This is a genomic window from Marinagarivorans sp. (genome assembly GCF_982758155.1).
Genome location: NZ_CEXWTU010000046.1, coordinates 1 through 25,858 on the forward strand (window position 1 = coordinate 1; position 25,858 = coordinate 25,858).

General features: G+C 47.1%; 21 protein-coding genes and 1 pseudogene. 19 read left to right on the forward strand and 3 right to left on the reverse strand.

All coding sequences use genetic code 11. The annotated features are described in order from the left end of the window. Nucleotides 1-246: 246 nt before the first annotated feature. The 10 genes from AC3A8L_RS07510 to AC3A8L_RS07555 all read left to right on the forward strand — a co-directional run bounded on the left by AC3A8L_RS07510 (nt 247) and on the right by AC3A8L_RS07555 (nt 13,431). The gene (locus tag AC3A8L_RS07510; protein ID WP_487961617.1) at nt 247-750 is read left to right on the forward strand and encodes a cytochrome c-type biogenesis protein; all 504 of its coding nucleotides are present in this window, start codon (nt 247-249) and stop codon (nt 748-750) included. A gap of 6 nt (nt 751-756) precedes the next feature. Continuing rightward, on the forward strand, nt 757-2,025 hold the full coding sequence (ccmI, locus tag AC3A8L_RS07515; RefSeq protein WP_487961618.1) for a c-type cytochrome biogenesis protein CcmI: 1,269 nt from the start codon (nt 757-759) through the stop codon (nt 2,023-2,025). A 165-nt stretch (nt 2,026-2,190) separates the two neighbouring features. After that, a complete protein-coding gene (gene smc / locus AC3A8L_RS07520) occupies nt 2,191-5,691 on the forward strand; it encodes a chromosome segregation protein SMC (RefSeq protein ID WP_487961619.1) in 3,501 nt (1,166 codons plus the stop codon). Between the two features lie 10 nt (nt 5,692-5,701). Further along, complete coding sequence (gene zipA / locus AC3A8L_RS07525; protein WP_487961620.1) at nt 5,702-6,601, forward strand: cell division protein ZipA; 900 nt, start codon at nt 5,702-5,704, stop codon at nt 6,599-6,601. Between the two features lie 64 nt (nt 6,602-6,665). Next, complete coding sequence (gene ligA, locus AC3A8L_RS07530; protein WP_487961621.1) at nt 6,666-8,696, forward strand: NAD-dependent DNA ligase LigA; 2,031 nt, start codon at nt 6,666-6,668, stop codon at nt 8,694-8,696. Further along, entirely contained in the window at nt 8,675-9,298 is a 624-nt protein-coding gene (locus AC3A8L_RS07535; RefSeq protein ID WP_487961622.1) for a transglycosylase SLT domain-containing protein, read from the forward strand. Before ligA ends, AC3A8L_RS07535 begins: the two co-directional genes overlap by 22 nt. A gap of 30 nt (nt 9,299-9,328) precedes the next feature. After that, entirely contained in the window at nt 9,329-10,177 is an 849-nt protein-coding gene (locus AC3A8L_RS07540) for an HAD family hydrolase (RefSeq protein WP_487961623.1), read from the forward strand. 20 nt (nt 10,178-10,197) lie between these two features. Beyond that, nucleotides 10,198-10,431, forward strand: a complete 234-nt coding sequence (locus AC3A8L_RS07545) for a hypothetical protein (protein WP_487961624.1) — start codon at nt 10,198-10,200, stop codon at nt 10,429-10,431. 1 nt (nt 10,432) lies between these two features. After that, the gene (locus AC3A8L_RS07550) at nt 10,433-11,482 is read left to right on the forward strand and encodes an AraC family transcriptional regulator (RefSeq protein ID WP_487961625.1); all 1,050 of its coding nucleotides are present in this window, start codon (nt 10,433-10,435) and stop codon (nt 11,480-11,482) included. 158 nt (nt 11,483-11,640) lie between these two features. Beyond that, a complete protein-coding gene (locus tag AC3A8L_RS07555; protein WP_487961626.1) occupies nt 11,641-13,431 on the forward strand; it encodes an acyl-CoA dehydrogenase C-terminal domain-containing protein in 1,791 nt (596 codons plus the stop codon). A gap of 61 nt (nt 13,432-13,492) precedes the next feature. Here the strand turns inward: AC3A8L_RS07555 and AC3A8L_RS07560 are convergent, their stop codons facing one another. Beyond that, complete coding sequence (locus tag AC3A8L_RS07560; protein ID WP_487961627.1) at nt 13,493-13,966, reverse strand: Lrp/AsnC family transcriptional regulator; 474 nt, start codon at nt 13,964-13,966, stop codon at nt 13,493-13,495. 312 nt (nt 13,967-14,278) lie between these two features. Between AC3A8L_RS07560 and AC3A8L_RS07565 the strand changes: the two genes are divergently transcribed. Continuing rightward, nucleotides 14,279-15,547, forward strand: a complete 1,269-nt coding sequence (locus AC3A8L_RS07565; RefSeq protein ID WP_487961628.1) for a valine--pyruvate transaminase — start codon at nt 14,279-14,281, stop codon at nt 15,545-15,547. 17 nt (nt 15,548-15,564) lie between these two features. Here the strand turns inward: AC3A8L_RS07565 and glk are convergent, their stop codons facing one another. Together glk and AC3A8L_RS07575 are read right to left on the reverse strand one after the other, a co-directional pair. Then, on the reverse strand, nt 15,565-16,536 hold the full coding sequence (glk, locus tag AC3A8L_RS07570; protein WP_487961629.1) for a glucokinase: 972 nt from the start codon (nt 16,534-16,536) through the stop codon (nt 15,565-15,567). A gap of 80 nt (nt 16,537-16,616) precedes the next feature. Then, nucleotides 16,617-18,212: a DUF3592 domain-containing protein gene (locus AC3A8L_RS07575; RefSeq protein ID WP_487961630.1), complete on the reverse strand. Its 1,596-nt coding sequence runs from the start codon at nt 18,210-18,212 to the stop codon at nt 16,617-16,619. 266 nt (nt 18,213-18,478) lie between these two features. Between AC3A8L_RS07575 and pdsR the strand changes: the two genes are divergently transcribed. From pdsR to AC3A8L_RS07615, 8 genes and pseudogenes are all read left to right on the forward strand, one after another. Further along, nucleotides 18,479-19,189, forward strand: coding sequence for a proteobacterial dedicated sortase system response regulator (pdsR, locus tag AC3A8L_RS07580; protein WP_487961631.1), 711 nt, complete (start codon nt 18,479-18,481; stop codon nt 19,187-19,189). Beyond that, nucleotides 19,186-21,258, forward strand: a complete 2,073-nt coding sequence (locus AC3A8L_RS07585) for an ATP-binding protein (protein ID WP_487961632.1) — start codon at nt 19,186-19,188, stop codon at nt 21,256-21,258. Before pdsR ends, AC3A8L_RS07585 begins: the two co-directional genes overlap by 4 nt. 36 nt (nt 21,259-21,294) lie before the next feature. Beyond that, a complete protein-coding gene (locus AC3A8L_RS07590; protein WP_487961633.1) occupies nt 21,295-21,912 on the forward strand; it encodes a dUTP diphosphatase in 618 nt (205 codons plus the stop codon). Between the two features lie 105 nt (nt 21,913-22,017). Further along, nucleotides 22,018-23,001, forward strand: coding sequence for a malate dehydrogenase (locus AC3A8L_RS07595; RefSeq protein WP_487961634.1), 984 nt, complete (start codon nt 22,018-22,020; stop codon nt 22,999-23,001). An 85-nt stretch (nt 23,002-23,086) separates the two neighbouring features. After that, nucleotides 23,087-23,560 (forward strand): thioredoxin-dependent thiol peroxidase, encoded by a 474-nt coding sequence (gene bcp, locus AC3A8L_RS07600; protein ID WP_487961635.1) that lies wholly within the window; start codon nt 23,087-23,089, stop codon nt 23,558-23,560. Between the two features lie 595 nt (nt 23,561-24,155). After that, nucleotides 24,156-25,151, forward strand: coding sequence for a helix-turn-helix domain-containing protein (locus tag AC3A8L_RS07605; RefSeq protein ID WP_487961636.1), 996 nt, complete (start codon nt 24,156-24,158; stop codon nt 25,149-25,151). Between the two features lie 113 nt (nt 25,152-25,264). Continuing rightward, nucleotides 25,265-25,597 (forward strand): preprotein translocase subunit YajC, encoded by a 333-nt coding sequence (yajC, locus tag AC3A8L_RS07610; protein WP_487961637.1) that lies wholly within the window; start codon nt 25,265-25,267, stop codon nt 25,595-25,597. A 73-nt stretch (nt 25,598-25,670) separates the two neighbouring features. Beyond that, nucleotides 25,671-25,858 (forward strand): annotated as a pseudogene (locus AC3A8L_RS07615) (D-cysteine desulfhydrase family protein); the annotation flags it as partial.

The window sequence follows — 25,858 nt, forward strand, 5'->3', positions numbered from 1 at the left end:
ACCTGTGACCTACGCCTTGTAAGGGCGCCGCTCTACCAACTGAGCTAACCACCCCAAGAGAGACGCGCATTTTAAGGATATTCGAGGCGGCGTCAATGTTTTTTTTAAATTATTTTAAATGAAACAAATTGAGGTTTTCGTGATCTTTAAATGTATCACTTAGGTGTGGCCTGCTCAGTGGTTTGCGTTTAGGTGGCAGGGTATACTTCGGCACCTTTAACCGATTAGCTAATCAAGGGGATAATAGTGTTTAAGCAGGTCGGATTGTTTGTAGTTGTTTTGTTGATGAGTGCCAGCGCTGTGAGCGGCATTGATACCTACGAGTTTGAAGCGGTAGATGGGCGTGAGCGTTACAACTACTTTATCGAAGAGTTGCGATGCCCTAAATGTAAGAATCAAAACTTAGCGGGTTCCAACGCGCCTATTGCGCAGGACCTTCGTCGTGAGTTACATCGGCTTATTGTTGAAGGGGAAACTAACGACGGCATTATTGATTTTATGGTGGACCGTTACGGTGATTTTGTTTTGTATCGGCCGCGGCTACAAAAAAACACGTATATATTGTGGTTTGGCCCAGTTTTTATGTTGTTGTTGGGGGTTGCTGCGCTTTCCCTAATTATTTACCGTCGGAGTAAAGCTCCTAATAGTAATGGTGGTCTTACGGACGGTGAGCAAGAGCGCTTTGAAAGTTTTTTAAAGGAGACGGGTACTTCCGTTTCTTCTCAATCAAAAAATTTAAAAAAGAAGTAAGTGTCTATGGCTTTTTGGCAGGTTGTATTGGTTCTAGCGGTGTTGGGGGCTCTGTTTATATTGTGGCCTATTTTTAAATTGCCGTTAACGCGAGGACTGGCCTCAAACCCAGTTCGGCGAGATGTAACGCAGGCGGCTCTTTATGACGAGCACTTAGAAGATCTTAATCGTTTAGTGAAAAACGGCGATATCGATCAGGATCAATATGGAGCGCTTAAAACAGAGCTTCAGCGTACATTGGTCGCGGAAACCGATGGCCTGACTGAAGTTGAGTCACGCACTGGTGGTAGCCTTCTATTGGTAGGTGTTGCGGTTGTTGCGCCCTTGCTAGCGATATTTTTGTATTTTCAGTGGGGTGCGAAACCGGATTGGGATATTTATACGTTAATGGAGTCGGAGCGCGATAATCCTGCTCAAACCCAATCTGAGTATGAGCAATTTACGAAAGAGTTGCTGATTAATGTACGTAGTCGCTTGAAACAGCAGCCCGAAAATCATCAGATGCGCTATCTCTTGGCCGAGCGCTCCATGGCCATTAAAGATTATGATACTTCTATAGCGGCCTATAAAGAGCTGTTGGAAGTTGAGCCGGGCTCACCGAATATGGCAATTAAATTGGCGCAAGCTTTGTTTGTTCGGGAGGGGAATCAAGTAACGGATGAGGTTGCGCACTTTACCGATATCGCTGTAAAAGGAGCGCCTTTTATGTATCAGGCGCTGGAAATGAGCGGTTTGGTCGCCTTCCATAATAACGATTACCGCAATGCGGTTATTTATTGGCAGCGGGCAAAAGGGCAGCTCGACCCTAATAGCCGCTCGGCTCAAGCACTTGATGGCGCCATCACAAAAGCGGCGAGAGCGGCTATAGCTTCAGGTCAAGATATTAAGGCTGACGCTGCTGATGCCTCATTGGCGAGCGATGCTGCTGTTGCTAAAGGTTTTGATGTCTCGGTATCTATTGCCGATGGGATTTCCGCAAGCCCTGGAGACACGGTATTTATTTATGCTCGTGCATGGAAGGGGGCAAAAATGCCTTTGGCAATACAGCGAATAACCGTGGCAGACTTACCTAAAACCATACGCCTAGATACCTCAATGGCAATGGCGCCTGGTATGGATTTGACAACGGCTGCTGAGCTGGAATTGCTTGCACGCATTTCTAAGTCAGGAAGTCCGGTGCCGCAATCAGGTGATTGGCAAGCGACTGCTGGTCCGGTGACCCTCGGTGAGGGTATTGAGGCTAGGACGTTGGTCATTGCAGAGAAAGTGCCATAGGCTCTCAGCGTATTGGTCGGATAACTGGCACCTCTGTTACTAAAGTATTATTTTGATGCCAGTTATTCGTCACTTTGTCAGGGATATTTTGGTTTTATTATCTTGTTCGGTGTAGAATTCGCCGTTTAATTGTCAAAGCAGCATTCGAGAGTTAAGCAGTATTCTATGCGGTTAAAGTGCATTAAATTGGCAGGGTTCAAATCCTTTGTCGATCCTACAACGGTCCACTTCCCCAGCAACTTATGTGCTGTGGTGGGCCCTAATGGTTGTGGTAAGTCTAATATTATTGATGCTGTGCGTTGGGTTATGGGTGAATCATCCGCAAAAAACCTGCGTGGAGAATCGATGACTGACGTTATCTTCAATGGTTCAAATGGTCGTAAGCCCGTTGGTCAGGCTTCTATCGAATTAGTGTTTGATAACACGGCAAAAACGCTCAAAGGCGAATATGCCGCCTACAATGAAATTTCTATTAAGCGTAAAGTCACCCGAGACAGTCAAAACATTTACTACCTTAACGGTACTAAATGTCGTCGTCGTGATATTACGGATATCTTCTTAGGGACTGGCTTAGGGCCTCGCAGTTACGCGATTATTGAGCAGGGAATGATTTCCAAGCTTATTGAGGCTCGCCCTGAAGAACTGCGCGTTTTTATTGAGGAAGCGGCGGGTATATCCAAGTATAAAGAGCGCCGCCGAGATACTGAAAACCGCATGCGCCGCACACATGAAAACTTAGAGCGATTAACGGATATTCGTGACGAGCTTGAAAGACAGCTTTCACGCTTGGAGCGCCAAGCGCAGGCGGCAGAGAAATATTCGGAATATAAAAAAGAAGAGCGCTCATTAAAAGCGTTCCTGCAAACCCGTCGTTACATGCATTTGCGTGAGAAAGCGCAAAATAAGCACTCGATTATTACCGAGCTTGAACTCAAGGTTGAAGCTGGCGTGACTCGTCAGGTCAATATTGATACCACGATCGAGACGCAAAGACTGCGTTTTACCGAAGTCGGCGACAAACACAATCAAATTCAAGAGCGCTTTTATGCTATCGGTGCTGATATTGCGCGCGTCGAGCAAACCATTGCGCATTCTCAAGATCGAGAGCGGCAATTGCGTGTCGATTTAGATCAAACAGAAAAAGACTGTCGCGAAGCAGCACTGCATCACAAGCAAGATGCCGACAAGGCTGATGGCTGGCAGGTTGAATTACAGGTTATGGAACCCGAGCTAGAGCTTTTAGAAGAAGAAACAGAGCTTTCTTCCGAAAAACTCATCCTGTCTGAAGAGTCTATGCAGACTTGGCAGCAGGAGTGGGATGCTTTTAACCAAAAAGCTCAAGCGCCGCGCCAACAAGCTGAAGTCCAGCAGTCGCGAATTCAGCACCTCGAAACGGTTCAGCAGCGCTTATTAGCACGGATCGAAAAGCTTGATGCTGAAAAGCGCGAGCTGGTGTTAGGTGATGTTGAAGATGAAATTATGGCATTGCGCGAAAGTGTTGCAATGGCGCAAGAGGAGCTGGAACAATACCGACTGCTCATCGATGAACACAGTGAAAAAGTAACCTCTCAGCGCGAGCAAGAACAGACCTTGCGTGCGCAGTTGACAAGTTTACAGGGTGTTAATCAAAAGGGGCGGGGACGCTTATCTTCACTTGAAGCTCTACAGCAATCTGCGTTGGGCAGTGGCAAAGGCTTAAATGATTGGTTGAAAAAGCAAGGTATCGAGTCACTGCCTCGATTAGCTGAAGCTATTACGGTTACTGGAGGTTGGGATCGCGCTGTCGAAATCGTTTTAGGCAAGCGAATTCAGGCGGTTACCGGCATTACCGATCTTGATAGCCTTATCGATGCGCATGAATCTTTATCGAGCGGTGACTGTAATATTTTTACGGATCAAGCTGTGGCTGGAGATGCAGCGGCTGCTAATTCTCTAGCAAGCCAAGTCAATAGCCCCTTTGCGCTTGCAGGGTTATTAAATTCTATATTTATGGCTGAAGATCTTGCCGAGGCTAAAGCGCAGCAGGCTAATCTTAGGGCGCATGAGTCGGTAATAACGCGCGACGGCGTCTGGCTTGGCCCAAACTGGTTGAACCTTGTTAAGGCGGATGATGCTGGCGCAGGGGTTATTGCTCGCCAAACAGAAATAGAGCATCTGAGAAGTGAGCTTGATCTGCAGGATGCGCAGATTGAAGTTATTTCTGGGCAGCTAGAAGCGGCTCGGGAAGGTGTTAAAGATTCTGAATCTGCACGGGATGAGGCTCGAAAACAGCTAGATCAGTGTCAGCGAGTACTTTCTCAAGACCAAACTAAATTGACGGCACATACGGTCAAAGTTGAGCAGGTTCTAGCGAGAAAAGATCGCGTTGTGGCTGAAATTAATGAAGCTAAAGAACAGTTAGAGCTTGAGGCTGAAGGGCTTGCGCAAGCACGTATGCAGCTAGAGGACGCGATTGAATCCATGGAAATGGATACCCATGCTAGAGAAGAGCTGTTGACTAAGCGCGATCAACATAAAGAACAGCTTGAAAATACTCGCCAGAAAGCGCGTCACGACAAAGACACTGCGCATCAACTTGCCATGCGTATTCAGGCGGTCAGCACTCAGTTGCAAGCGGTTAAACAGGGTTTGTCTCGCCTGGGCGAGCACAGCACTCGGCTAGAAGAGCGCCGTCAAAGTTTAGTCGATAGCTTGGCTGAAGGTGCAGAGCCTGTAGAGCTGCATAAAGAAGAGCTAGAGGCGCATTTACAAAAGCGTGTTTCTGTTGAAGAGCAATTGCTTGAGGCTAAAAGAGAGGTCGAGGGTGTTGAGGAAACATTGCGCAATGCAGAGAAAGAGCGCCTAACGGTTGAGCAAGAAGTTCAGTTTGTCCGGGCCAATCTTGAAAAAGAGCGTTTGGAAAGCCAGACCTATGATGTTCAAGCCCAAAACTTACGCGACCAGCTAGAAGCCGATAGTTATAACATAGACATTTTGATTGCCGAGATGCCCGAAGAAGCTGAAGCGGAGATGGAACAGTCTTTGGAAAAAGTGGCTGCAAGAATTGGGCGCTTAGGACCCATTAACTTGGCGGCTATCGACGAGTATAAAACCGAAGCGGAACGTAAAAATTACCTTGATGATCAGAATCAAGATCTAATGGAAGCTCTAGAAACATTAGAAAATGCGATCCGTAAAATTGACAAAGAGACAAGAACGCGCTTTAAAGAAACCTTTGATCAAGTCAATACTGGCCTCCAGGAGCTATTCCCCAAAGTGTTTGGCGGCGGCCATGCTTATCTTGAGCTTACAGGGGAAGATTTACTGGATACCGGTATCGCGATTATGGCGCGACCACCAGGTAAGCGTAATAGTACGATCCATTTACTCTCGGGTGGCGAAAAAGCATTGACGGCGATTGCGCTAGTGTTCTCGATTTTTCGTCTTAACCCAGCACCATTTTGTATGCTCGATGAAGTTGATGCACCGCTTGATGATGCGAACGTAGGTCGCTACGCTCGCATGGTTGAGCAAATGTCGTCGCAAGTACAATTTATTTATATTACCCACAATAAAATTGCCATGGAAATGGCTGATCAGTTGATGGGTGTAACCATGCACGAGCCAGGTTGCTCTCGTATGGTTACTGTTAATGTAGAAGAGGCAGCCGAAATGGCTGCACTATAGGAGGAAATCCATGCGTGAAGGGTTAACAGTCATCATTGTGCTTTTAATTGTCGGTATCATTTTAGATGGTATTAGGCGTGTTCGGGCCGCTCGTCGAGAGCGCATTCATATGTCTAGTAGTTTGCCGGAAGAGGGGGCGTTTGACGACGATAATTCCCGCAGTGAATTCCCTAGTGGCGGTGCTCGTGTAGCGGCTTATCGTCACCCAGAAGATGCAACTAATTTGCATGTGAGTATGAAAACGTCTCTGGCTGCTAGTAAACAGACGGCAGGCGTTCATGCAAAAGTGGAGCCTGCGCCAACCATGTTAATGGATTCGGCGGATGAACATATTGAGCCAACGTTTGGCGATATGGATGACTTAGATGATGACGTTGCTGTTATGGCGCCGCCGCGAACGGCCTCTGTTGCTCCAGCCTCTAAAGTTGCTCACGAGACGGCAGCACAGCCTAAAGTTAAAGCGGTAGAGCCAGCAATCGCGCCCGAAGAGGTCATTGTTATTAATGTTATGGCCCACGAAGGTCAGATGTTTGGCGGTGAGCACTTGCTTGAAACCTTAACACAGCAAAACCTACGCTTTGGTGGCATGGAAATTTTTCATCGCCATAAAAATGAAGAGGGTTCTGGTGAGGTTTTATTTAGTTTGGCTAACATCGTTAAGCCTGGAACCTTTGATCTTACGGCAATGGACTCTTTTTCAACGCCGGGTATCAGTATGTTTATGATGCTGCCAATCAAAGGCGATAGTGTTGCTGCCTTTGGTTTAATGGCGCGCACTGCTAAAGCGATTTCAGAAGCGCTTGATGGTGACTTGAAAGATGAGCATCGAAGCGTGATGACTCAGCAAACCTTTGAGCACTGTCGCCAGCGCGTCATAGAGTTCGAGCGCAAGCGTCGCCTCAATCGCTGATTATATTATTAACATTTAGATCCCGAACCGCCTGTTGGCGGTTTGTTGTTTTGGAAGTCAAAGAATGACAGATGCTGTACTAACGGAAAATGCAAGGTGTATTCAAACGCGATACGAAGCTCTGAAGGATGAAATACATCGTCATAATATTGCCTATTATGTGAATGATGACCCATCGGTTCCCGATGCGGAATATGATCGATTAATGCAAGAGCTACGTGTCATCGAGGATCAGCACGCTCACTTTGTGACCTCAGACTCTCCCTCGCAGCGCGTTGGTGCAACGCCTCTTGCGAGCTTCCAGAGTGTGACGCATTTGCAACCCATGCTTTCACTAGATAATGCCTTTAACGACGAGGATATGCGGGATTTTGATCAGCGCATTCTCGATCGACTAAAGACAGTTACAGCCGTCAGCTATGTGTGCGAACCCAAATTCGACGGCCTCGCTGTTAGCTTACTTTACCGTGACGGTCTTTTCGTTCGTGCAGCCACTCGAGGAGATGGCACAACGGGTGAAGATATTTCTCAGAATGTACGCACCTTAAAAAATGTGCCTTTAAGGTTGATTGGCGATTTCCCGGCGGTATTGGAAGTGCGTGGCGAAATATATATGCCGCTTAAGGGCTTTGAGTCCTTGAACCAATTGGCTCGTGAAAATGATCAGAAGACCTTTGTAAATCCGCGTAATGCGGCGGCGGGTAGCCTTAGGCAATTAGATTCACGTATTACGGCAACGCGTCCCTTGGTTTTTAATGCCTACTCTGTTGGCGAATTTGACGGAGACCTGCCTGACACGCACTTTGAAACGCTTCAGTTATTGCGTAATTTAGGTTTTGTTGTCAGTGATTTGGCGGAGAAGGTTGATTCGATCGAAGGCTGTTTGGACTATTACGTTCGCATGTCGGCTAAGCGAGGGAATCTGCCTTTTGATATAGATGGTTTGGTTTTCAAAGTTGATGACTTTGCGCTTCAGCGGCGACTTGGTTTTGTGGCTAGAGCCCCACGCTTTGCCATTGCACAAAAATTCCCTGCGCAAGAAGAAATGACTATCCTGCGTGCTGTTGAATTCCAGGTGGGCCGTACAGGCGCGATTACACCGGTTGCGCGCTTAGAGCCTATTTTTGTTGGTGGGGTCACAGTCGCAAATGCGACCTTGCATAACCGTGATGAAGTTGAGCGGCTTGGGGTTATGCTGGGCGATACTGTCATTATTCGTCGCGCGGGAGATGTGATTCCCCAGGTGGCCGGTGTCGTACTTGAGCGCCGGCCGGAAGATGTCGAGCCCATCATTTTTCCAGAACAGTGCCCAGTTTGCGGTGCTGATACCGCCCAAGTGTCAGGGGAGGCTGCGATTCGTTGCAGTGCTGGCTTAGCCTGTGCGGCGCAAAGTAAGGAGGCGATTAAGCATTACGCTAGCCGCAAGGCGATGGATATTGATGGTTTGGGCGATAAGCTCGTGGAGCAATTGGTCGATGAAGCGTTAATTGCTAATGTGGCTGACCTTTACCGTCTAGCGCTAGTACCTCTAGTAGGCTTGGAGCGAATGGCTGAAAAGTCGGCGCAAAACCTTTTAGATGCACTTGAAAAAAGCAAGCTGACAACTTTACCTCGATTTTTGTACGGGCTTGGGATTCGGGAGGTTGGACAGACGACAGCATCAACGCTTGCCCAACATCTCGGGAGCCTAGAAGCAATATCGGCGGCAACCGCCGAACAATTACAAGAAATACCTGATGTTGGGCCTGTGGTGGCTCAATATGTTGAGCTGTTCTTTCAGCAGGAAAGTAATTTAACGTTGATTACCGACCTTCAGGCTTCAGGTGTTCATTGGCCTGCACCCACAATCTCTGCCAATCAACCGCTAGCAGGCAAGACCGTTGTGCTTACAGGTACATTGGAAACCATGGGCCGTAGTGAGGCTAAAGAGCGTTTGTTGTCGTTGGGCGCTAAGGTTGCCGGTAGTGTGTCGGCAAAAACTTACTTGGTTGTTGCCGGAGAGAAAGCGGGCAGTAAGCTAACTAAAGCGAAAGATTTGGGCCTTGATATCCGTAACGAAGAGGAGTTTATCGTGTGGTTAGAGCAATTCGATTAGGGCTTCAGTTTACGATTACGGTCGTTCTTGGATTTACTCTAAGTGGCTGCGCTGGTTATCGACCCTCTCAGATGGATGACGCTTGCGATATTCTTGGCGGCAAAAAAAGCTGGTACAAAGATGCTGTAAAAGCTTCAAAAAAGTGGGGCACACCGGTGGCAACACAGTTAGCCATTATTCATCAAGAGTCACGATTTAAGGCCGATGCTAGGCCTCCTCGAAAGAAAATTCTTTGGATTATTCCGGGGCCGAGGGCAAGCGATGCTTATGGCTATGCACAAGTGAAAGATGCCACTTGGCGCTGGTATCAAGAAAAAACCGGTGAACGCAGAGCTGATCGAGATGATTTCGGTGATGCGGTGCTTTTTATTGGTTGGTACAACAAAGAAAGCCAAAGGCGCTTAGGGATAGGTTTGGGCGATCCTTATCGACAATACCTTGCGTATCATGAAGGTCATGGTGGTTATGAACGCCGTAGTTATGATAAAAAACCCTGGCTAAAAAAAGTGGCAAAGAAGGTTTCTGCCAGAGCAAAAATGTACCAGCAGCAGATTAAAGGCTGTAAAAAAGAGCTGGAAAAGAATCGGTTTTGGATCTTTTAATGCTTTTCACTGTTTGAGAATGGATGTGTGATGTCTAAAAGCCTTGAAGAATATTTACAGTGCCACCAAAAGCCAGCCCTTAAATTGGCCCTTTTTGATGTTGATGGCACACTACTCAATGTTGATGGTAATTACACGGCCCGCGTCAAGAGTAGTATTGCTAGAGCGCAATCCCTTGGTGTTAAAACGGCAGTAGCCAGTGGTCGCCCGTATTTTGCAACCCAGTTTTTGTGGCATGAGTTAGGGCTTATCGATACCGGAGTTTTTTGTACCGGTGCGCAGTTATTTGAGCCCCGTAGCCATACCTTGCATAAAACGCATACGTTGCCACAGAAAACAGTGACTGCACTTTTAAAGACGCTGCGTGAGAAGAGCTACTACTACGAGTTATATACTGACGCAGCGTTATATATTGAGCGCGATATCGCGCCAGAGATACTCGCGGTTCATTCAGCACATTTACGCGCTACGCCGACCCTGCAAAATTTCGATAATATTACAGCGCCAGTTGTTAAGTTGCTGGTGGGTGTTGACTTGGATGTTGACGGTAACGCTTTGCAGGTTTTGGAAGGTGCGTTTCCTGAGTGTATTTTTGCTTATGCCAGTTTGCCCGCTTATCCACGTTGGTTATTTGTCAGCATTATTCACCGGGAGGCGAGTAAGCGTGCCGCATTTGATTTTCTGTTAACGCATTACGATATTACAGCTGAAAATGTAGTGAGCTTTGGGGATGCTCAGTCTGATATGGCGTTTATCTCGATGGCGGGTGTCGGCGTCGCAATGGGTAATGCTTCTGATGACGTTAAGGGAGTTGCTAATATTGTGACTGCTCCAGTGTGGGACGACGGCGTTGCCGAAGTCTTGGATGTTTTAATTTAGTGTTTAAGTAAGAGAGCGGTATGGCGAAGGTAAAGTTTAAGGTCAGTAAGAAAACCCGTTTTATGAGCCATATGTTCGCTTCTGCGTGTTTTATTGGTTTATTTGTTTGGGGCTGGGATCTCCCTGTTAGTGATGCCATTGCTTACTTGTTGTTAAGCTTGGGTTTGTTGGCCATTATTATTTTAATCTCCGCGGTATTGGGGCTGGCTTTACGTTTTGTGCGCCGCACAAATACGACTATTGATGAGGAATAGTATGTTCACGCCAAAAGTATCCGCTGCGTTGGTTCGGCATTTATTAGAGGAAGCCAAGCGATGCGGCATCAATTATAGCGACGCCCTAACTGAGCTGGAGCTGACGGGCGAAAGTATTCAGGATGGCTTACCTTCTTTTAAATATGGACAGCTTTACAAGCGCTTGATGTTTTTAAGTGGCAACGAGTGGTTCGGCATGTTTTCCGGTGGCAAGGTTCCACTGGGTGCTTTCCGGCTTATGTGTCTGGCTTTGTTGACAGCGGGTAACTTACGCCAAGCGCTTGAACTGGCGGGCGAGTTTGCTGAGGTTTGTAAGGGTTTTAAGGTTCGTTACACCGTTGAAGAGCATCAAGGTTTAGCCCGTGTGAGTATCTCACCAGTTCGAACCACAAGCCCCGATGAGTTTTCAGCGCTTCAAAAAAAGGCGAACCCTGAACATGTGCTCACAACCCTTATGGCGTGCCATCAATTGGCGTGTTGGGTTACGGGCACAATTTTTTCGCTCGAGGGTTTGCGGTTGAGTTTCGGTGCCGGTGAAACTATCCAAAGTGTTCGTTCGTTGTGCGAGCAGGATGTTCAATACAGCCAGCCTTTTAATGCTCTTTTGTACCCGTTAAGTGTTCTTGATCGGCCGGTTGTACAAAATCATCAAAATTTACCGGATTTTTTACGAGCGGCTCCGTATCAAATTGTGACTCAAGATACGAGCCAGATCAGTACTACGGAAAAAGTACGCGCTCTCCTCAATAAAGACGTCGGCCATAATATGCCATCTGCCGAACAGGTGGCCGATACGCTAAATATGTCGGTTACAACCTTGCGTCGTCATTTGGCCGATGAGAGCTCAGCTTATCAAACGTTGAAGGACGAGTGCCGTTTGGAGGCTGCTATCCAGTTGTTAGCCTGTCGGGATTTAACCAATGTGATGGTTGCTGAGCGTCTCGGTTTTGACGAGCCCAGTGCTTTTTTTCGTGCCTTCAAAAAATGGACCGGCATGACGCCAGGTCAGTATCGGAAAAAACACCTTAATGTCGATTCAGGATGTGAGTAACCGTTAGAAGTGTCCTACACTTATAGCTGTATATTATAACAATTACCCAAAAGGCAAAAAGATAGCGGATTAAGTAATCAAACCTGCGTTAATTGGTTATCTACATACACTAGGGTTTGGCACTACAATATTTGGCAACGTACAAGGCAGAGGCTGCTATGACTGATTACAAAGTACCCGCAAGAGATATGCAGTTTGTATTACATGAGCTGTTTGACTATGAGGCGCATTGCCGTCGCTTAACTAATGGTGAAGATGCTACCCGAGATGTAGTGGATGCTGTTATTGAAGAGGCCGGTAAATTTTGTGAAAACGTATTAGCGCCCCTAAACCGCGTTGGCGATACAGAAGGCTGTAAAATAGATAATGGCGTAGTGACGACACCACCGGGTTTCAAAGAAGCTTATCGGCAGTATATAGATGCCGGCTGGCCTAGCATGATTCATCCAGTGGAATACGGTGGGCAAGGCTTGCCTGAGTCGCTTGAAACAATTGTGAGCGAAATGGTTGGAACAGCCAATTGGGCTTGGGGTATGTACCCCGGTTTGAGCCATGGCGCGATGAAGACTATTGGCGTTCATGGTTCGGATGAGCAAAAAAATACTTATTTGAACCCCCTGATTGCTGGTGAATGGACTGGCACTATGTGCTTAACCGAGCCGCACTGCGGCACTGACTTGGGCATGTTAAAAACCAAGGCTGTGCCATCGTCTGATGGTAGCTACTCGATTAGTGGTACTAAGATCTTTATATCCGCTGGTGATCACGATCTAGCTGACAATATTGTCCATATTGTTTTGGCGCGCCTACCTGACGCACCCGAAGGCACAAAAGGGATATCGCTGTTTATCGTGCCTAAATTTTTACCGGAGGGTGATGGTGTTGGCGAGCGCAATAATGTCTCCTGTGGTTCGCTCGAGCACAAAATGGGTATTCATGGTAATGCGACCTGTGTTTTAAATTTTGATGGCGCTAAGGGGTTTTTAATCGGTGAGCCTAATCGTGGTTTGCATTGCATGTTCACTTTTATGAACGGCGCACGACTAGGGACTTCAATCCAGGGTCTGTCACATGCCGAGCTTGGTTTTCAGAAATCATTGGCTTACGCGAAAGATCGTTTGCAAATGCGCTCGTTGTCGGGTGTTAAAAATCCTACTGGCCCAGCAGACCCTATTATTGTTCACCCTGATGTGAGGCGCATGCTGCTTACGCAGAAAGCATTCGCAGAGGGCGGTCGTATGTTGGCGTACTATATCTCGCAGCTTGTCGATATTGAGTCTCACGGGGTGGATGAAGCCGAGCAGAAAGAAGCTGGAGAACTATTGGCTTTTTTAACACCCATTGCGAAAGCCTTTATGACAGAGACTGGTTTTGAAAGTGCTAATTTAGGTATGCAGTGTTTTGGCGGGCATGGTTATATTGCGGAGTGGGGCGCTGAACAAAATGTGCGTGACAGCCGTATATCGACACTTTATGAGGGAACAACTGGTATTCAAGCGTTGGATTTATTGGGGCGTAAGGTGCTGCAATCTCAGGGTGAAATGTTAAAACGTTTTACTAAAATTATTCATAAGTTTTGTGAAGCTAATAAAGATAACGCCGCAGTAACCGCTTATATCGAGCCCTTAGTCGCGCTCAATAAAGAGTGGGGCGATATTACGATGCATATTGGTTTGGCGGCTATGAATGATGCAGATGAGGTTGGCGCGGCAAGCGTGGACTATCTCATGTATTCGGGCTATATCACGCAGGCTTACTTTTGGGCGCGTGCTGCCGTTTTGGCGAGTACACAGCTTAATAGTAACGAAGCCGACTTTTACCAAGCCAAATTAAAGACGGCAACGTTTTATTTCGAGCGAATTCTTCCGCGCACGCGGACTCTGGTTGAGACGATTAAATCAGGTGCCGGAAATTTAAAATCACTTGATGCCGAGCATTTTAGTTTTTAAATTTATGCTGGCTACCCTTGAGTTTCGCGGGCTATATTAGGTTCTCGGAATTTAAGGGTGTTTATACAAGGGGGAGCTCCGTTGTGTATTTCACCTGTTTTAATGCGAAAGTGGAGTTAATAGAGGCCACATTAGGTAAGTGAACGAGTGTCTTCTTGAGTAGTTTTTCATAAGCATCAACCGTACTCACGATGATGCGCAGTAAATAGTCTTTATCCCCGGTGGTGGAATAACACTCCACTATTTGCGGCACCTGTTGCACAGCTTCTTCGAATGCATTGAGCGAACTTTCGTCATGGCTTTTAATGGTGAGGTAAGCATGCACACTGACACTTAAATTAAGGGAGTTCGCATCCAGTAGCGTTACCCGTTTTTTGATATAGCCGTCTTGCTCTAATCGCTTCACTCGTCGCCAGCAAGGCGTATGCGATAGGCCTACGCGCTCACCAATTTCGTTCATCGAGTAATCAGCATTCTCTTGTAGTGTTTTAAGAATCAATCGATCGAATTTGTCGAGTGTCGTGTCTTCGCTCATGGGGTTACATCCTAATGTGCAGCGGTTTTAGGGTCGGGGTAATAATAGTTTGTCCAATTAGACGAGGGCACTTGTTTTCTCAACAAGGCGCTCGAAGGGGCGCATGCCGGGGCATGTAACGCTTTGAGTAACGCCGTTGAGGGAGCAGGAGGCAAGTATCATTGGATAAAGTATTTTTTCCTCGGCCCTCATCTATAAACGAGCAGGATGTTAACTGAGAAAACGGTTAAGCTACACGCTTTTGTCGCTATAGGATATTTTTCCATAGCGGCACTTTATCATTCACATCCTTTTCGGTTTTGGGTCAGTCTTTTGAAATTATCACACTATGGCGAGCAAATGGCTGCGCCTTCAGCTATTGCTGAATTGATGCGCGACTTAGGTGAGGCGCTAAATAATAATCCTAGTCTTTTATTTTTAGGTGGCGGTAACCCAGCCCTAATTCCTGAAGCGGGTGAAATATTCCAGCAACATTTGCAAAGCTTGTTGGCGGATAAAGCTTTAACGCAGCGCTGGCTGGGTATTTACCAGTCGCCCCAAGGCTCAGAGGCTTTGTTGTCTGCTTTAAGTGAATATTTACAAGGCCAAGGTTGGCCTGTTACGTCAAAGAATTTGGTCGTTGTCAATGGCGGTCAGACGGCGTTTAATCGTTTGTTTAACTTGTTTGCTGGCCCTAGTGCTAACGGGACTCGGCGTATTCATTTACCCATGGTGCCAGAATATGTGGGTTATCGGGGGCAAATGATTGGGGGTGATGCATTCGCGATCTCCCGACCGCTTATCGAACTGGAGTCCGAGCACCGTTTTCGCTATCAGCTTGATCGCGATGCGCTCAAGCTCGATGAGTACTCTGGCGCTGTGTGTTTATCTCGCCCTACTAACCCATCCGCTAATGTTATTACGCTTGATGACGTTAGTTGGCTGGAGGCGCAAGCGAAGCGTTGGAATATTCCTTTGATGGTCGACTGTGCTTATGGTGCGCCGTTCCCCAATGTAATGCAGTCATCTCAAGCTTATCGTTGGTGTGCGGGATCGGTCGCTGTTTTGAGCCTCTCTAAACTCGGTTTACCGGGGTTGCGCACTGCAGTTGTTGTGGCTGATGAGGCTTTGGTTACGCTGCTCGCACGCGTGGGCGCAGTTGAAAGCTTAGCATCAGGCAATACGGGGCCGCTATTGTTGGAAAGCCTTATAGCAAATGGTGATCTTAATCGGTTAACACAGATAATTCCGGCGTTTTATGAGCCTAAGCGAAAGCTAATGCTGGAGCTGCTGGATACTCATCTGGCGGGTCTCGAGTACCGAATTCATAATCCTGACGGTGCTTTTTTTGTATGGTTGTGGCTACCTAATTTGCCGATAAACGCGAAGGTTTTGTATCAGCGCTTGAAGGCCCGTAATGTATTGGTGATGGCAGGTAATGATTTTTTCTTTGGTGAGGAAAAGTCTTGGCAGCATGGCCGGGAATGTATTCGTTTAAATATATGCCAGTCGGACGAAGCCATGGCTGAAGCCGTCGCAATTATTGCAAGAGAAGTTAAAGTCGCGTTTTCGCAGAAAAAAGTTACCGTAGCCGATATTTAAATCGGCTACGGTAGTGATTACCGTTGTGTTAAATGTTGTTCTAACCAAGCTGCAGCGCCATTAAAGGCGAGCTCGTCATGGGTAACTAAGTAAGCAGGAATGCTTTCAACGTAGCGACTCATTGGCCCTTTATGCGAAAACTTGGCGGTAAAGTCGCTGTTGATCACAAAGTCTTTGAAACGCGGCAATATACCGCCTGCCAAATATATGCCGCCCGTTGCGCCGTAGGTTAGTGCAAGGTTGCCGGCAAAGCTCCCTAAAAAGCTACAGAACGTATTCAGGGTGGTAACACAGCTGGGGTCAGAGCCGTCTAGCGCATTGCTCGTGATTTCTGAGGGCTCGTAAGGTGAGGGAGAGGATCCCTCTACTTCGCAGATGGCTTTGTAGAGGTTGACTAAGCCTGGGCCAGAGATAAAGGTTTCTGCCGAGACGTGTCCATGGTGGCCTATAGCAGCTTTAATAATATCGGCCTCAAAGGCAGAGGTTGGTGCGATATTAATGTGGCCACCTTCACAGGGGTTGGGCAGCCATAACTCATTGTGGCGAATTACGCCAGCGACTCCAAGTCCAGTGCCCGGGCCAAATACCGCTTTATTAGCATTCTCTTGCTGCATGCCACTTTTGAGTGTTACTAGGTGATCGCTCCCCATGAGCGGTATGCCGGCGGCGACGGCGGCAAAATCATTCATAGCAATAAAGGCTTCAAAGCCAAATTGTTTTGCAACGGCTTTGCAAGAAAAGCCCCAAGACAGATTCGTCATTTGCACTTGATCGCCAACAACGGGGCCAGCGACTGCGGCGCACATGGCGGTTGGTTTGATTCCGTCGAGTTTAGCTAAATAGGCGGCTAAGGCGTCCTGAAAGCTACCGTAGTCTTTGCCTTTTAGAATGTGAATGTGCTCTAGCGTATAAAGGCCAGCCTCTTTACTAGTGGCAAGGGCGAAGCGAGCGTTGGTTCCGCCGATATCGGCAACAACATAAGGAAACATAGTGAGGTCTCTGTTGGGTCAAATTACAAATCCCCGCCACTCTAGACAAACACGCATTGGCGTGCAAGTTTCGTTGTGCGCTAGTCCTTCGGATAGCCCGAGAGAAGAGCAATCGATTCCAGTGTTTCTTCTGCCAGGGTGCGCCCAATAATCGATTCGGCAACCCTTATTGGGCGGCCATTTGTAAGGGTTGCTTCGACGGCAAAGTATTCGGTATGGCTATTCCCAGATTGAGATGAGCTAGTCTTTTTAAGCCGAAGCGTATTGATTTTTGAGCGGGGCACATTTTTTCGGCTTAATATGTAGCCAAATAATCGGCGTGTAGCTTTGATGCCGCTACGTGTAATTTGGACTTGATAGCTATTCAATAATGAGTAAAGCCCGCTTAGTGAAATGGCGGCGCCAATAAAGCTAAAAATTATCGCCATAAATACGGGGGCTTCGCTGCGAAATAGAACAGCGCCCACGACAAAGAATATTAAGCCAAACACTATTGCGGCAGAGCAGGCTTTAGCGTTGCGCAGCGGCTGCAGATTAATCTCGATACCGCCGGGTATAGTTTTTGGGTTTAACAGATTCTCGAGTTCTGCTTCTCGATTATTTTTAGCGTTGGGATGTTGGGTGCTATCGCTAATATTTAAATGTGATTGAGCGTTGGATTGAAAGGCAGGAATCTCAAAGCTGCGATTAAGATCCGCGCCCGCAAGCTTCGCCTTTATCGTCGCGCGCCATAGGTGATAGTTATCGCCAGATAATTCTGAATTAGGGAGGTCTTTAGGGACGTTAAAGCAAAACTGTATTTGGCTGCCTTGATGGGTATGTTTAATTTCGCCCAGGCCCTCGTTGCTCCAAACGATGTTTTCCCTTCGTTTGCGGTCTTTACCAGTACCACTGTAGTAACTTCTTAGGCAGCAAAGGGTAACCTTAATGTTTGTATCACTAGGCAATTTACTTTGCAGTGTTAGGGTTCCTGCTGCTTGCCCGCCTATGGCCGCTGGGTAAGGGGATAAAGTGAGCGGTGCTGGGCCAAACCGGCGCCAGCGGGCTGTACTTATGCATGCGCTGATTAATAATATGACACCGACAATGGGAAATATCACCGCGATAAGCGCCATGTAATTTTTTTCTGCAAGCTCATCGGGCAGCATGAAAAGCACCGGCGTAGACATTAAGCTCCAAAATACAGCAAAGCCCCAAATACCCCAGAGGCCCACTTTAGCGTTGGATTTGATCGGGTTTTTCCAGTCTGTATTCGCCTGCCAGGGTTCGCTGGTTGTGAGCATTTCTGGGTTTTCGGTTTTTTTGGCGACAAGGCCAAAAACCATTAACCCGATACCAACGCCGCCAAAAATAAGTGCAAAAACCGATTTAAACAGCAGCATGCTCCAGCGTAAATTTCGGTCAATGATGGATTCGCTCGGGTTGATAGGGTTGATATAGATTGTGATTGGAGAGCCGTTACTACGGTGCTTTTTTAATTGCCGGCTGTGGTCTTGGTGCCAGCTACCGATGTTGTCTGAGCCGCTCATTATGCCAACGCGCGTGCCGGTATATGGCTGATCATTATAGTGGTACTGATAACGCGCAAGAGCCTCCCATGTGGTGCCATCATCGCTATGGTTTGTTTTGAGCTCGGCCGAGATAACCTTTGCTGAAGTGGGCTGCCACTGTTGCATAGTGTGCCATTCCCACAGTGAGGGGATAATGCTTAAAAATAAAAATCCGAGCCCTACCGCGGCAAAGGGGAGACCAAAAAGGGTGAGGGCGAAGTTGCTCTTCCTTGATTTTTTTGTTGGCATAATAATTTCAAAGCTTAAGTTGTGGTGTTTGTAGGGCGGATGGCGTAGTAGCTGCAGTATTGTGAGGGTACGTGGTAGGATTCGCGCTTTATTCTTACCTCGCCCACTGTTCAGCCATTTTACACAGGATAGTACAGCGCACCATGCCTAAACATATTGCCATCATTGAAGATGAGATCGCCATTGCTGAAAATTATCGTGATGCCTTGGTTCGTCAGGGCTATGAAGTGAGCCATTACGCAACGCGGCCTTCCGCAATGCAGGCATTTGCTGTTCGATTACCTGATTTAGCGATTATTGATGTGGGTTTAGGTGATGAGGCTGAGGGGGGCTTTGATTTGTGTCGAGATCTTCGCACTCGTGCCCCGCAGCTGCCTATAATTTTTCTAACGGCAAGGGATTCTGAGCTAGACCGTGTGCTGGGCTTGCGTTTAGGGGCCGATGATTATTTAACCAAAGATATTAGCCAGCCGCATATGTTAGCCAGAATCACCGCGCTTTTTCGGCGAGTTGATGCATTGGCTGCGCCAGCCCAAAACCGAGAGCAGTTGGTTGCAGGCCCATTGGTTATCGATTGTCAGACGCTACAGGTTTCGTGGCATGGCCATGCCATTGAGTTGACCATAACGGAGTATTGGATACTCCAAGCGTTGGCGGCAAGACCCGGGCACGTTAAAAACAGGCAGCAATTAATGGACGCTGCTAATGTTGTCTTGGATGACAATACCATTACTTCCCATATCAAGCGTATTCGTAAGAAGTTTAAAGCCTTCGATGACAATTTCGATGCCATTCAAACGGCCTACGGTATGGGGTATCGCTGGTTAACACCTAAAGGCCAAGCCCAAGAATGACGCTTAAGCGGCAGCTACTACTGCTGGGTTTGTTAACCTTGGCGCTACCTTGGCTAGCGGTAAATTATATCCAACGGTTAGATGGCACCTTGCGGCAGTCGCGTTTAGAGTCAGTCGAGGAGTTAGCAACGAGTATTGCGCGTAGTCTCTCGAAAGAGGAAGCCTTGATTTCGCGGTTATCCCGGCGTAACGGGCAAATGCCAGCCATTTTTTCCGGGGAATTACCAAAAGATAATGTGCTTGATGGGTATCTAACCGAATGGCAGCGTGATGGTCTCGGGAATCTTGAATCTTCCCTTCGTTACAGTAAACGCCAAGGGTGGGAGCCCTTTGTTGGCGTACCATCTGGCGTTACAGTGTCGGCACGATTTGCTTTGGCTGAGGGGCAGGGCCGAAGCGGGCTTCGATTAGCGGTGGCTATTACCGGTTTGGCTGCAACGTTTTTTTCTCCACAGCGCAATGTTTATGATGCGCTCATTTTACGTTTTTCGCATGGCATGTCTTTGCGTGTGATTACTTCTGTACCAGGTGTGGCTGAAGTGGAGCGCTGGCAAGGTGGGCGCTGGCAGCGTCATTTTGATGATGTTGCCCTCTGGCAAATTTCGGGCGCTAAAGCCTCGGAAAGCCTTCAGTCTATTGAAATGTCTCTCCCGCTTGAATATCGAGAGCAAAGCGTCACTATTGAGTATGTCAGCGCGCAACTTGGCTATAGCTTATTTCTGTCGCCACATAACAGTCCTGTATTTTTTGCGTACCGTGATTATGATTTTTCTGATTTAGCTCGGGATTACGCTTCAGAGCAGCAGGGGCTAACGCTCTATGATTGGCGAGGTTTTCCTTTGGTGAGTGCTGGGGGGTTGGCGCTTGGTGCCGGCCTACCTGAATTGAGCGAGAGAAACTCATGGCTAATGCGCCTTTATTTTTTGTTGTCAGGGCGTCCGGAGTACCGTTATCAGTTGCCAAAAACGCCCATGGATGGAGAAAGTTCAGAGTGGTTTTTTAATCGAGTATCCCCGGTGGCCCGTGCCGTTGTGGCTATTGGTGAACGTGATCGGCCGCCGGTAGGGTGGTTGGTGCTGGATAAACAGGATGCCAGTTTTTACAGTTTATTGGCGGGTATTTATGGGCAGTTTGTCTTTGTGTGTACTTTTTTTGCGGCATTCGTGGTTGTTTCTTTGTTGGGTTTTTCGAGTGTTCACTCCTGGAGGATTCGTTCCTTAGCAAAGTATGCCGAGCAGGCAACCGACGCGACGGGAAACTTACGTGAGCCTTTTAGGGCTAGCCGCATCCCTGATGAAATTGGGCAGCTATCGCGTAGTTTTGAAATGTTGCTGCGCAGGCTGAGTGCACACCAGGAATATTTAAAGAGCCTTGCAGGCAAACTCTCGCACGAGTTACGAACGCCTTTGGCGATCACGCAAAGCTCATTAGATAATTTAGAAATTTCGGCATTAAATACTTCGCAACGACTGTATCTTACGCGCGCGCGGGATGGGATGACGCGCTTGTCATCGACATTAAATGCCATGAGTTCAGTGAATAGTCTTGAGCAAGCGTTGACGCATGCGGAGTGTGAAGTTTTTTGCCTGAAAGAGATGCTGGAAATGCTTGTTGCCGCTTATCAGGATAGTTATAAACAGCCGGTTGTGTTGTGCGGATTTGATGGTCTTAAGGGGGGCTTTACAGTGTCTGCCGCGCCGGAGCTCTTGGTGCAAATGTTAGATAAGTTGGTTGAAAATGCTAGTCAGTTTGCAGCCGAGAACTCAACAATTACGGTTAAAGTTGATTGGCCTGAAGGACCGTCCGACAGTGTGAATATTGCTGTTGTTAATGTTGGGGCTCCGTTGCCAGCCTCGTTGGAGCATCAACTTTTCGATTCAATGGTGTCTTCCCGCTCGACAAAAAAACAGGGTGGCGATGTTCATTTGGGGCTGGGTTTATATATTGCCCGCTTGATTTGTGAGTTCCATGGCGGCAGTATTCACGCCTATTCCGCTGGCGCCAGTGAGCGCTCGTTGGTCACGTTTGAAATAAATTTACCGATTATTACAGGAAGCTTAGGCGACTAACTTCCTGTGTTATAAAACGAATGTAAGTGAGTGCACATGCAACAACAATTATTGAAAATGTTAGAAATGCAGGATGCGATGAATACCAAAGTGAGTGCTCATTGGCGCAAGCAGGGGTTTGCATGGTATCGCGCTATTTGGGTCGAGTGTGCGGAGCTGATGGATCACTACGGTTGGAAGTGGTGGAAAAAACAGTCGCCGGACATTGATCAGGTTAATCTCGAATTGGTTGATATTTGGCATTTTGGCTTAAGCGATCTTCTTCAGGGGTCTAGTCATGTGGGGGAGTTGGCGCAAACTCTTGATGAGGAGTTACGTAAAAAGCCAGTATCAGTGGGGGAGTTCAGGGTTGAGCTAGAGGATTTTGTCACTGCAATATTGAGCGAGAAAGCGTTTAATTTAACGAAGTTTTGCCGTGTTTTGGTTGCTGCAGATTTCTCGTTTGAGCAGCTGTATTTACAGTACATGGGGAAGAATGTTTTAAATTTCTTCAGGCAAGATCATGGCTATAAAGAAGGGACTTATCACAAAGTCTGGGACGGGAAAGAGGATAACGAGCATTTGGTTGAGGTGCTAGATGTGGTCGATGCGAATAGCCTAACATTTCAAACGGACGTTTATGAGGCCTTACAGGCGCGATACCCCGCAGATTAGATGACTTTTATTGGGGTTGCTCTATAATGGCGCCCGCAAAAGCATGCTTGGGGCGAGACTTATCCTGCCTCGGGCTTATTTTATTAGCAAAAACGGAGATTGATTGTGAAAGCACCCGTTCGTGTTGCCGTAACCGGCGCTGCAGGCCAAATTAGCTATTCTTTGTTATTCCGTATCGCTGCTGGCGATATGTTAGGAAAGGATCAGCCTGTTATTCTGCAAATGTTGGAAATTACCCCCGCTCTAGGTGCACTTAAAGGTGTTGCTATGGAGTTGGATGACTGCGCTTTTCCTTTGTTGGCCGATATGATCACAACTGATGATCCCAATGTCGCTTTCAAAGATGCCGACTACGCATTGCTTGTGGGTGCGCGTCCTCGTGGGCCAGGTATGGAGCGTAAGGACTTACTGGAAGCCAACGCTGCTATTTTCTCGGTGCAAGGCAAGGCGATCAATGACCATGCTTCTCGTGATATCAAGGTTTTAGTCGTGGGCAACCCTGCTAATACCAACGCTTTAATTGCACAGCGCAATGCACCTGATATTGATCCTCGTCAGTTTACAGCGATGATGCGTCTTGATCACAACCGAGCCATGACTCAGTTGGCTCAGAAGACGGGTAAAAGCATTAATGATGTGACACAAATGACAATTTGGGGGAATCATTCCTCAACGCAATACCCTGATCTGCATACAGCATTGATCAATGGAGAGTCAGCCATATCAAAGGTGGATACTGCTTGGTATGAAGAGACTTTCATACCTGAAGTGCAACAGCGTGGCGCTGCCATTATTAAAGCGCGTGGTGCATCAAGCGCTGCATCTGCCGCCAATGCCGCTATATTTCATATTCGCGATTGGGCGCTCGGCACTCCAGATGGCGATTGGGTTAGCATGGGTGTTTACTCCGATGGTAGCTACGGCATTGAAGAAGGCTTAATCTACTCATTTCCATGTGTCTGCAAAGACGGCGCTTGGGAGATTGTACAGGGGCTTGAGATTAATGAATTTTCTACCGCTCGTATGAAGGCGAGTGAGAATGAGCTTAAAGAAGAGCGCAATGCTGTAAAGTCATTGTTGCCTGCATAGGATCTTTAGTGGGTCGCTAATGAAAACCGCGCAACTTTGCGCGGTTTTTTTTCATCTCAATAATAGGTTTTCGTTAGGAGTTTGTATGAATTTTCCAAAGTTAGGTAACAAAGCGCCCGCTTTTACGCTTAAAGATCAAAGTGGAGCGCTGGTTAAGTTGAGTGATTTTTTGGGTAAAAACGTGGTCGTTTATTTTTATCCGAAAGCGATGACGCCAGGTTGCACAGTTCAAGCCTGTGGTTTGAGGGATGCTAATGCTGAATATGCCCAAAGAGATACGGTGGCGCTAGGCCTTAGTCCAGACCCTTTTGAGCGCCTCAAAAAGTTTGAGGATAAGCATGAGCTTAACTTTACATTGTTGAGTGATGAGGATCATGCGGTTGCAGAAAAGTACGGAGTTTGGGGGCTGAAGAAATTTATGGGGCGTGAATTTATGGGTATTCACCGAGTCACCTTTATTGTAAATAAGGAAGGACGTTTAGCGCACATCATGGAAAAAGTGAAAACCAAAACACATCATGATGATGTGCTTGCCGTAATTGATGGTCTTGAAGTGTAGAGTTGATCTTTCTGCTTAAAAAACTGCCACTTTGGCAGTTTTTTTTGGCCTGTAATCGGGTATTTCCTCCATATATCGCCGCTTGATCCCCTTACAAAGCATGGGAATTTTGTAATAAATTGGTTTCCAATCAACAGTTTAAAGCGATTTTTACTAAGTCGGCGTGTGAATAATGTATTTTATGGCTTCAAATGGCGCGTATTGGCGCAGCTATACTGTCTGTTGTTGGCACCTTATTCATTTCGTCGATATTTTTTGTTGTCAAAATATAAACGTTTGTATTAAAAAAAACTTTGTAATCACAGCGCAACTTGATTAGATTTGGCGTCGACGGCATTAAAGTCTTTTTTTGTGCCAGCAGGGGTTTTATGTTGGTAATTCGGTGAAACCCCTGTCAATTAGGTGGAATTAGCCATACATGTAACGTGATAAGTTATTCTTTGGCACCTAACATGACAATTATTGGCGCCATTTATTGCTATATGGCGCAAGCGGTTCTGGTCTGAAGTATTATATGGCGCATAATTCTCCTTATTGCTTTTTGCTACTTTTGGTTGGTTTTTTATTTTCTCATTAATACTTGTAGGTGGTTAACTTGAAACTTCATGCACACTCCCACGCTCCCTCTATCCCTATGCCAGGTTTTCAGCCTGATATAGCGTCATTAACGCTGGGTGACTCAGAGTCACGATTAAAAGCGCTATTCAAAGTATTGGTGCGCTCAAATCAGGGTGATGATCGCTCCTCGGGTGTGATGCATTACTTGAATTTAGGGTGCGCAATGTTTGGCATGGACTACGGGCTGCTCTTGCGTCAGTTGTCGGCTCAGGTGGCTGAAGTGGTGGCGGTGGGTGATCACGCAGACTCTTTTTACGTTGGGCAGCATCTCACCATCGAGCGGACTTTTGCCGCTGAGGTGTTTGAGCGTGAGCAGTCTGTGGTTAGCCCTAAAGTTTTGCCTACTCCTACATCTGTGCCGATGTGTACCTACAATGGGCATATTGTGAATAGCTATGTCGGTGCGCCAGTCCACACAGCTAAGGGCGAGACGCTCGCTGTTGTCTTTTTTACCTCATCGTACTTGACAAAAGAGTTGCAATCGTCGGATATTGAGTCGCTTGAATTACTGGCAGAAGGAGTCGCCTGCATGAATGATTTACACAAAACCCAAGCTCAGCGGAAAATGACGGATCAGGCAATGTTTGCCTTGGGGTCTGTTAAAACTTTGGATGAATACTTAGAGCAGGCACGTTTGCCTGAGGTTTACGGCATCCCTTCACGTGTTGTCGAAGTACTGCGTAAGCGCATTGGGCAATCACCTTTAGGGATTGGCAACGTCGCCGAGGAGTTAAATCTGTCGAAGCGTACTTTGCAGCGCCGGCTTCAGCAGCAGGATATTAGCTTTGCTGATCTACGTGATCAGGTGCGTTTTCATTACGCCGTTGATTATTTGGTTAAGCAACATATGAGTATTGATAGCATTTCCGTGTCACTCGATTTCTCTGATCGAACGAGTTTTACCAATGCGTTTAAGCGCTGGACGGGTCTTTCGCCTAGTACCTTTCGTAAATTATTCCGCGATTACGTTTAGCGTACTACAGTTTTGAATGCTAATTAGAGCCTGCGCAAGCGGGCTTTTTTGTTGCTGGCTTTTAGTAAACTCTGTAGAGTTGCGCCTTTTTACAGAGTAAGGGGCGCAATGTTATGTCTTTATTTATTCCAGAAGCAGCTGCACAAGGCGAAGCGGCTACGCAAGGTGGCGGAGATATGTTTTCGCTGCTGATGCTTGTTGGTTTGGTTGTTCTCATGTATTTCATGATGATTCGTCCTCAGCGTAAGCGCCAGAAGGAGCATGAAGCTTTGGTTGGTGGTATTGCTAAGGGTGATGAGGTTGTCTTAACCAGTGGAATGCTGGGTAAGGTAATAGAAGTTGATGATGCTTATATCGCTGTTGATACAGGTGAGGGCGTTAAGCTGCGCTTTCAGAAGTCCGCTGTTCATGCGGTGCTGCCTAAAGGCACGATGAAGTCGATTTAATCGACCAAACGAAAAAAGCCCCGCAATAGCGGGGCTTTTTTCGTTTGGATTTAAGAGAATCTGCGGAGGATCTATGACATCTAATTATTGGCCTGCACGTGAGTCGTTGGCGCAATTGCCGACGCCAATACATCAATTGAAGCGTTTTGGTGGTGATATTGGTGCTCGCTTGTGGCTAAAGCGAGATGATCTGACCGGCTTTTTGTTGTCTGGTAATAAGGTGCGCAAGCTTGAGTTTGTTTTGGCGTATGCAAAATCTTT

What these genes read in the sequence shown, in the direction of transcription:
- ccmI (WP_487961618.1), top strand. Translation starts at nt 757, where the DNA reads ATGGCTTTTTGGCAGGTTGTATTGGTTCTAGCGGTGTTGGGGGCTCTG.
- smc (WP_487961619.1), top strand. Translation starts at nt 2,191, where the DNA reads ATGCGGTTAAAGTGCATTAAATTGGCAGGGTTCAAATCCTTTGTCGAT.
- zipA (WP_487961620.1), top strand. Translation starts at nt 5,702, where the DNA reads ATGCGTGAAGGGTTAACAGTCATCATTGTGCTTTTAATTGTCGGTATC.
- ligA (WP_487961621.1), top strand. Translation starts at nt 6,666, where the DNA reads ATGACAGATGCTGTACTAACGGAAAATGCAAGGTGTATTCAAACGCGA.
- AC3A8L_RS07540 (WP_487961623.1), top strand. Translation starts at nt 9,329, where the DNA reads ATGTCTAAAAGCCTTGAAGAATATTTACAGTGCCACCAAAAGCCAGCC.
- AC3A8L_RS07545 (WP_487961624.1), top strand. Translation starts at nt 10,198, where the DNA reads ATGGCGAAGGTAAAGTTTAAGGTCAGTAAGAAAACCCGTTTTATGAGC.
- AC3A8L_RS07550 (WP_487961625.1), top strand. Translation starts at nt 10,433, where the DNA reads ATGTTCACGCCAAAAGTATCCGCTGCGTTGGTTCGGCATTTATTAGAG.
- AC3A8L_RS07555 (WP_487961626.1), top strand. Translation starts at nt 11,641, where the DNA reads ATGACTGATTACAAAGTACCCGCAAGAGATATGCAGTTTGTATTACAT.
- AC3A8L_RS07560 (WP_487961627.1), bottom strand. Translation starts at nt 13,966, where the DNA reads ATGAGCGAAGACACGACACTCGACAAATTCGATCGATTGATTCTTAAA.
- glk (WP_487961629.1), bottom strand. Translation starts at nt 16,536, where the DNA reads ATGTTTCCTTATGTTGTTGCCGATATCGGCGGAACCAACGCTCGCTTC.
- AC3A8L_RS07575 (WP_487961630.1), bottom strand. Translation starts at nt 18,212, where the DNA reads ATGCAACAGTGGCAGCCCACTTCAGCAAAGGTTATCTCGGCCGAGCTC.
- pdsR (WP_487961631.1), top strand. Translation starts at nt 18,479, where the DNA reads ATGCCTAAACATATTGCCATCATTGAAGATGAGATCGCCATTGCTGAA.
- AC3A8L_RS07585 (WP_487961632.1), top strand. Translation starts at nt 19,186, where the DNA reads ATGACGCTTAAGCGGCAGCTACTACTGCTGGGTTTGTTAACCTTGGCG.
- AC3A8L_RS07590 (WP_487961633.1), top strand. Translation starts at nt 21,295, where the DNA reads ATGCAACAACAATTATTGAAAATGTTAGAAATGCAGGATGCGATGAAT.
- bcp (WP_487961635.1), top strand. Translation starts at nt 23,087, where the DNA reads ATGAATTTTCCAAAGTTAGGTAACAAAGCGCCCGCTTTTACGCTTAAA.
- yajC (WP_487961637.1), top strand. Translation starts at nt 25,265, where the DNA reads ATGTCTTTATTTATTCCAGAAGCAGCTGCACAAGGCGAAGCGGCTACG.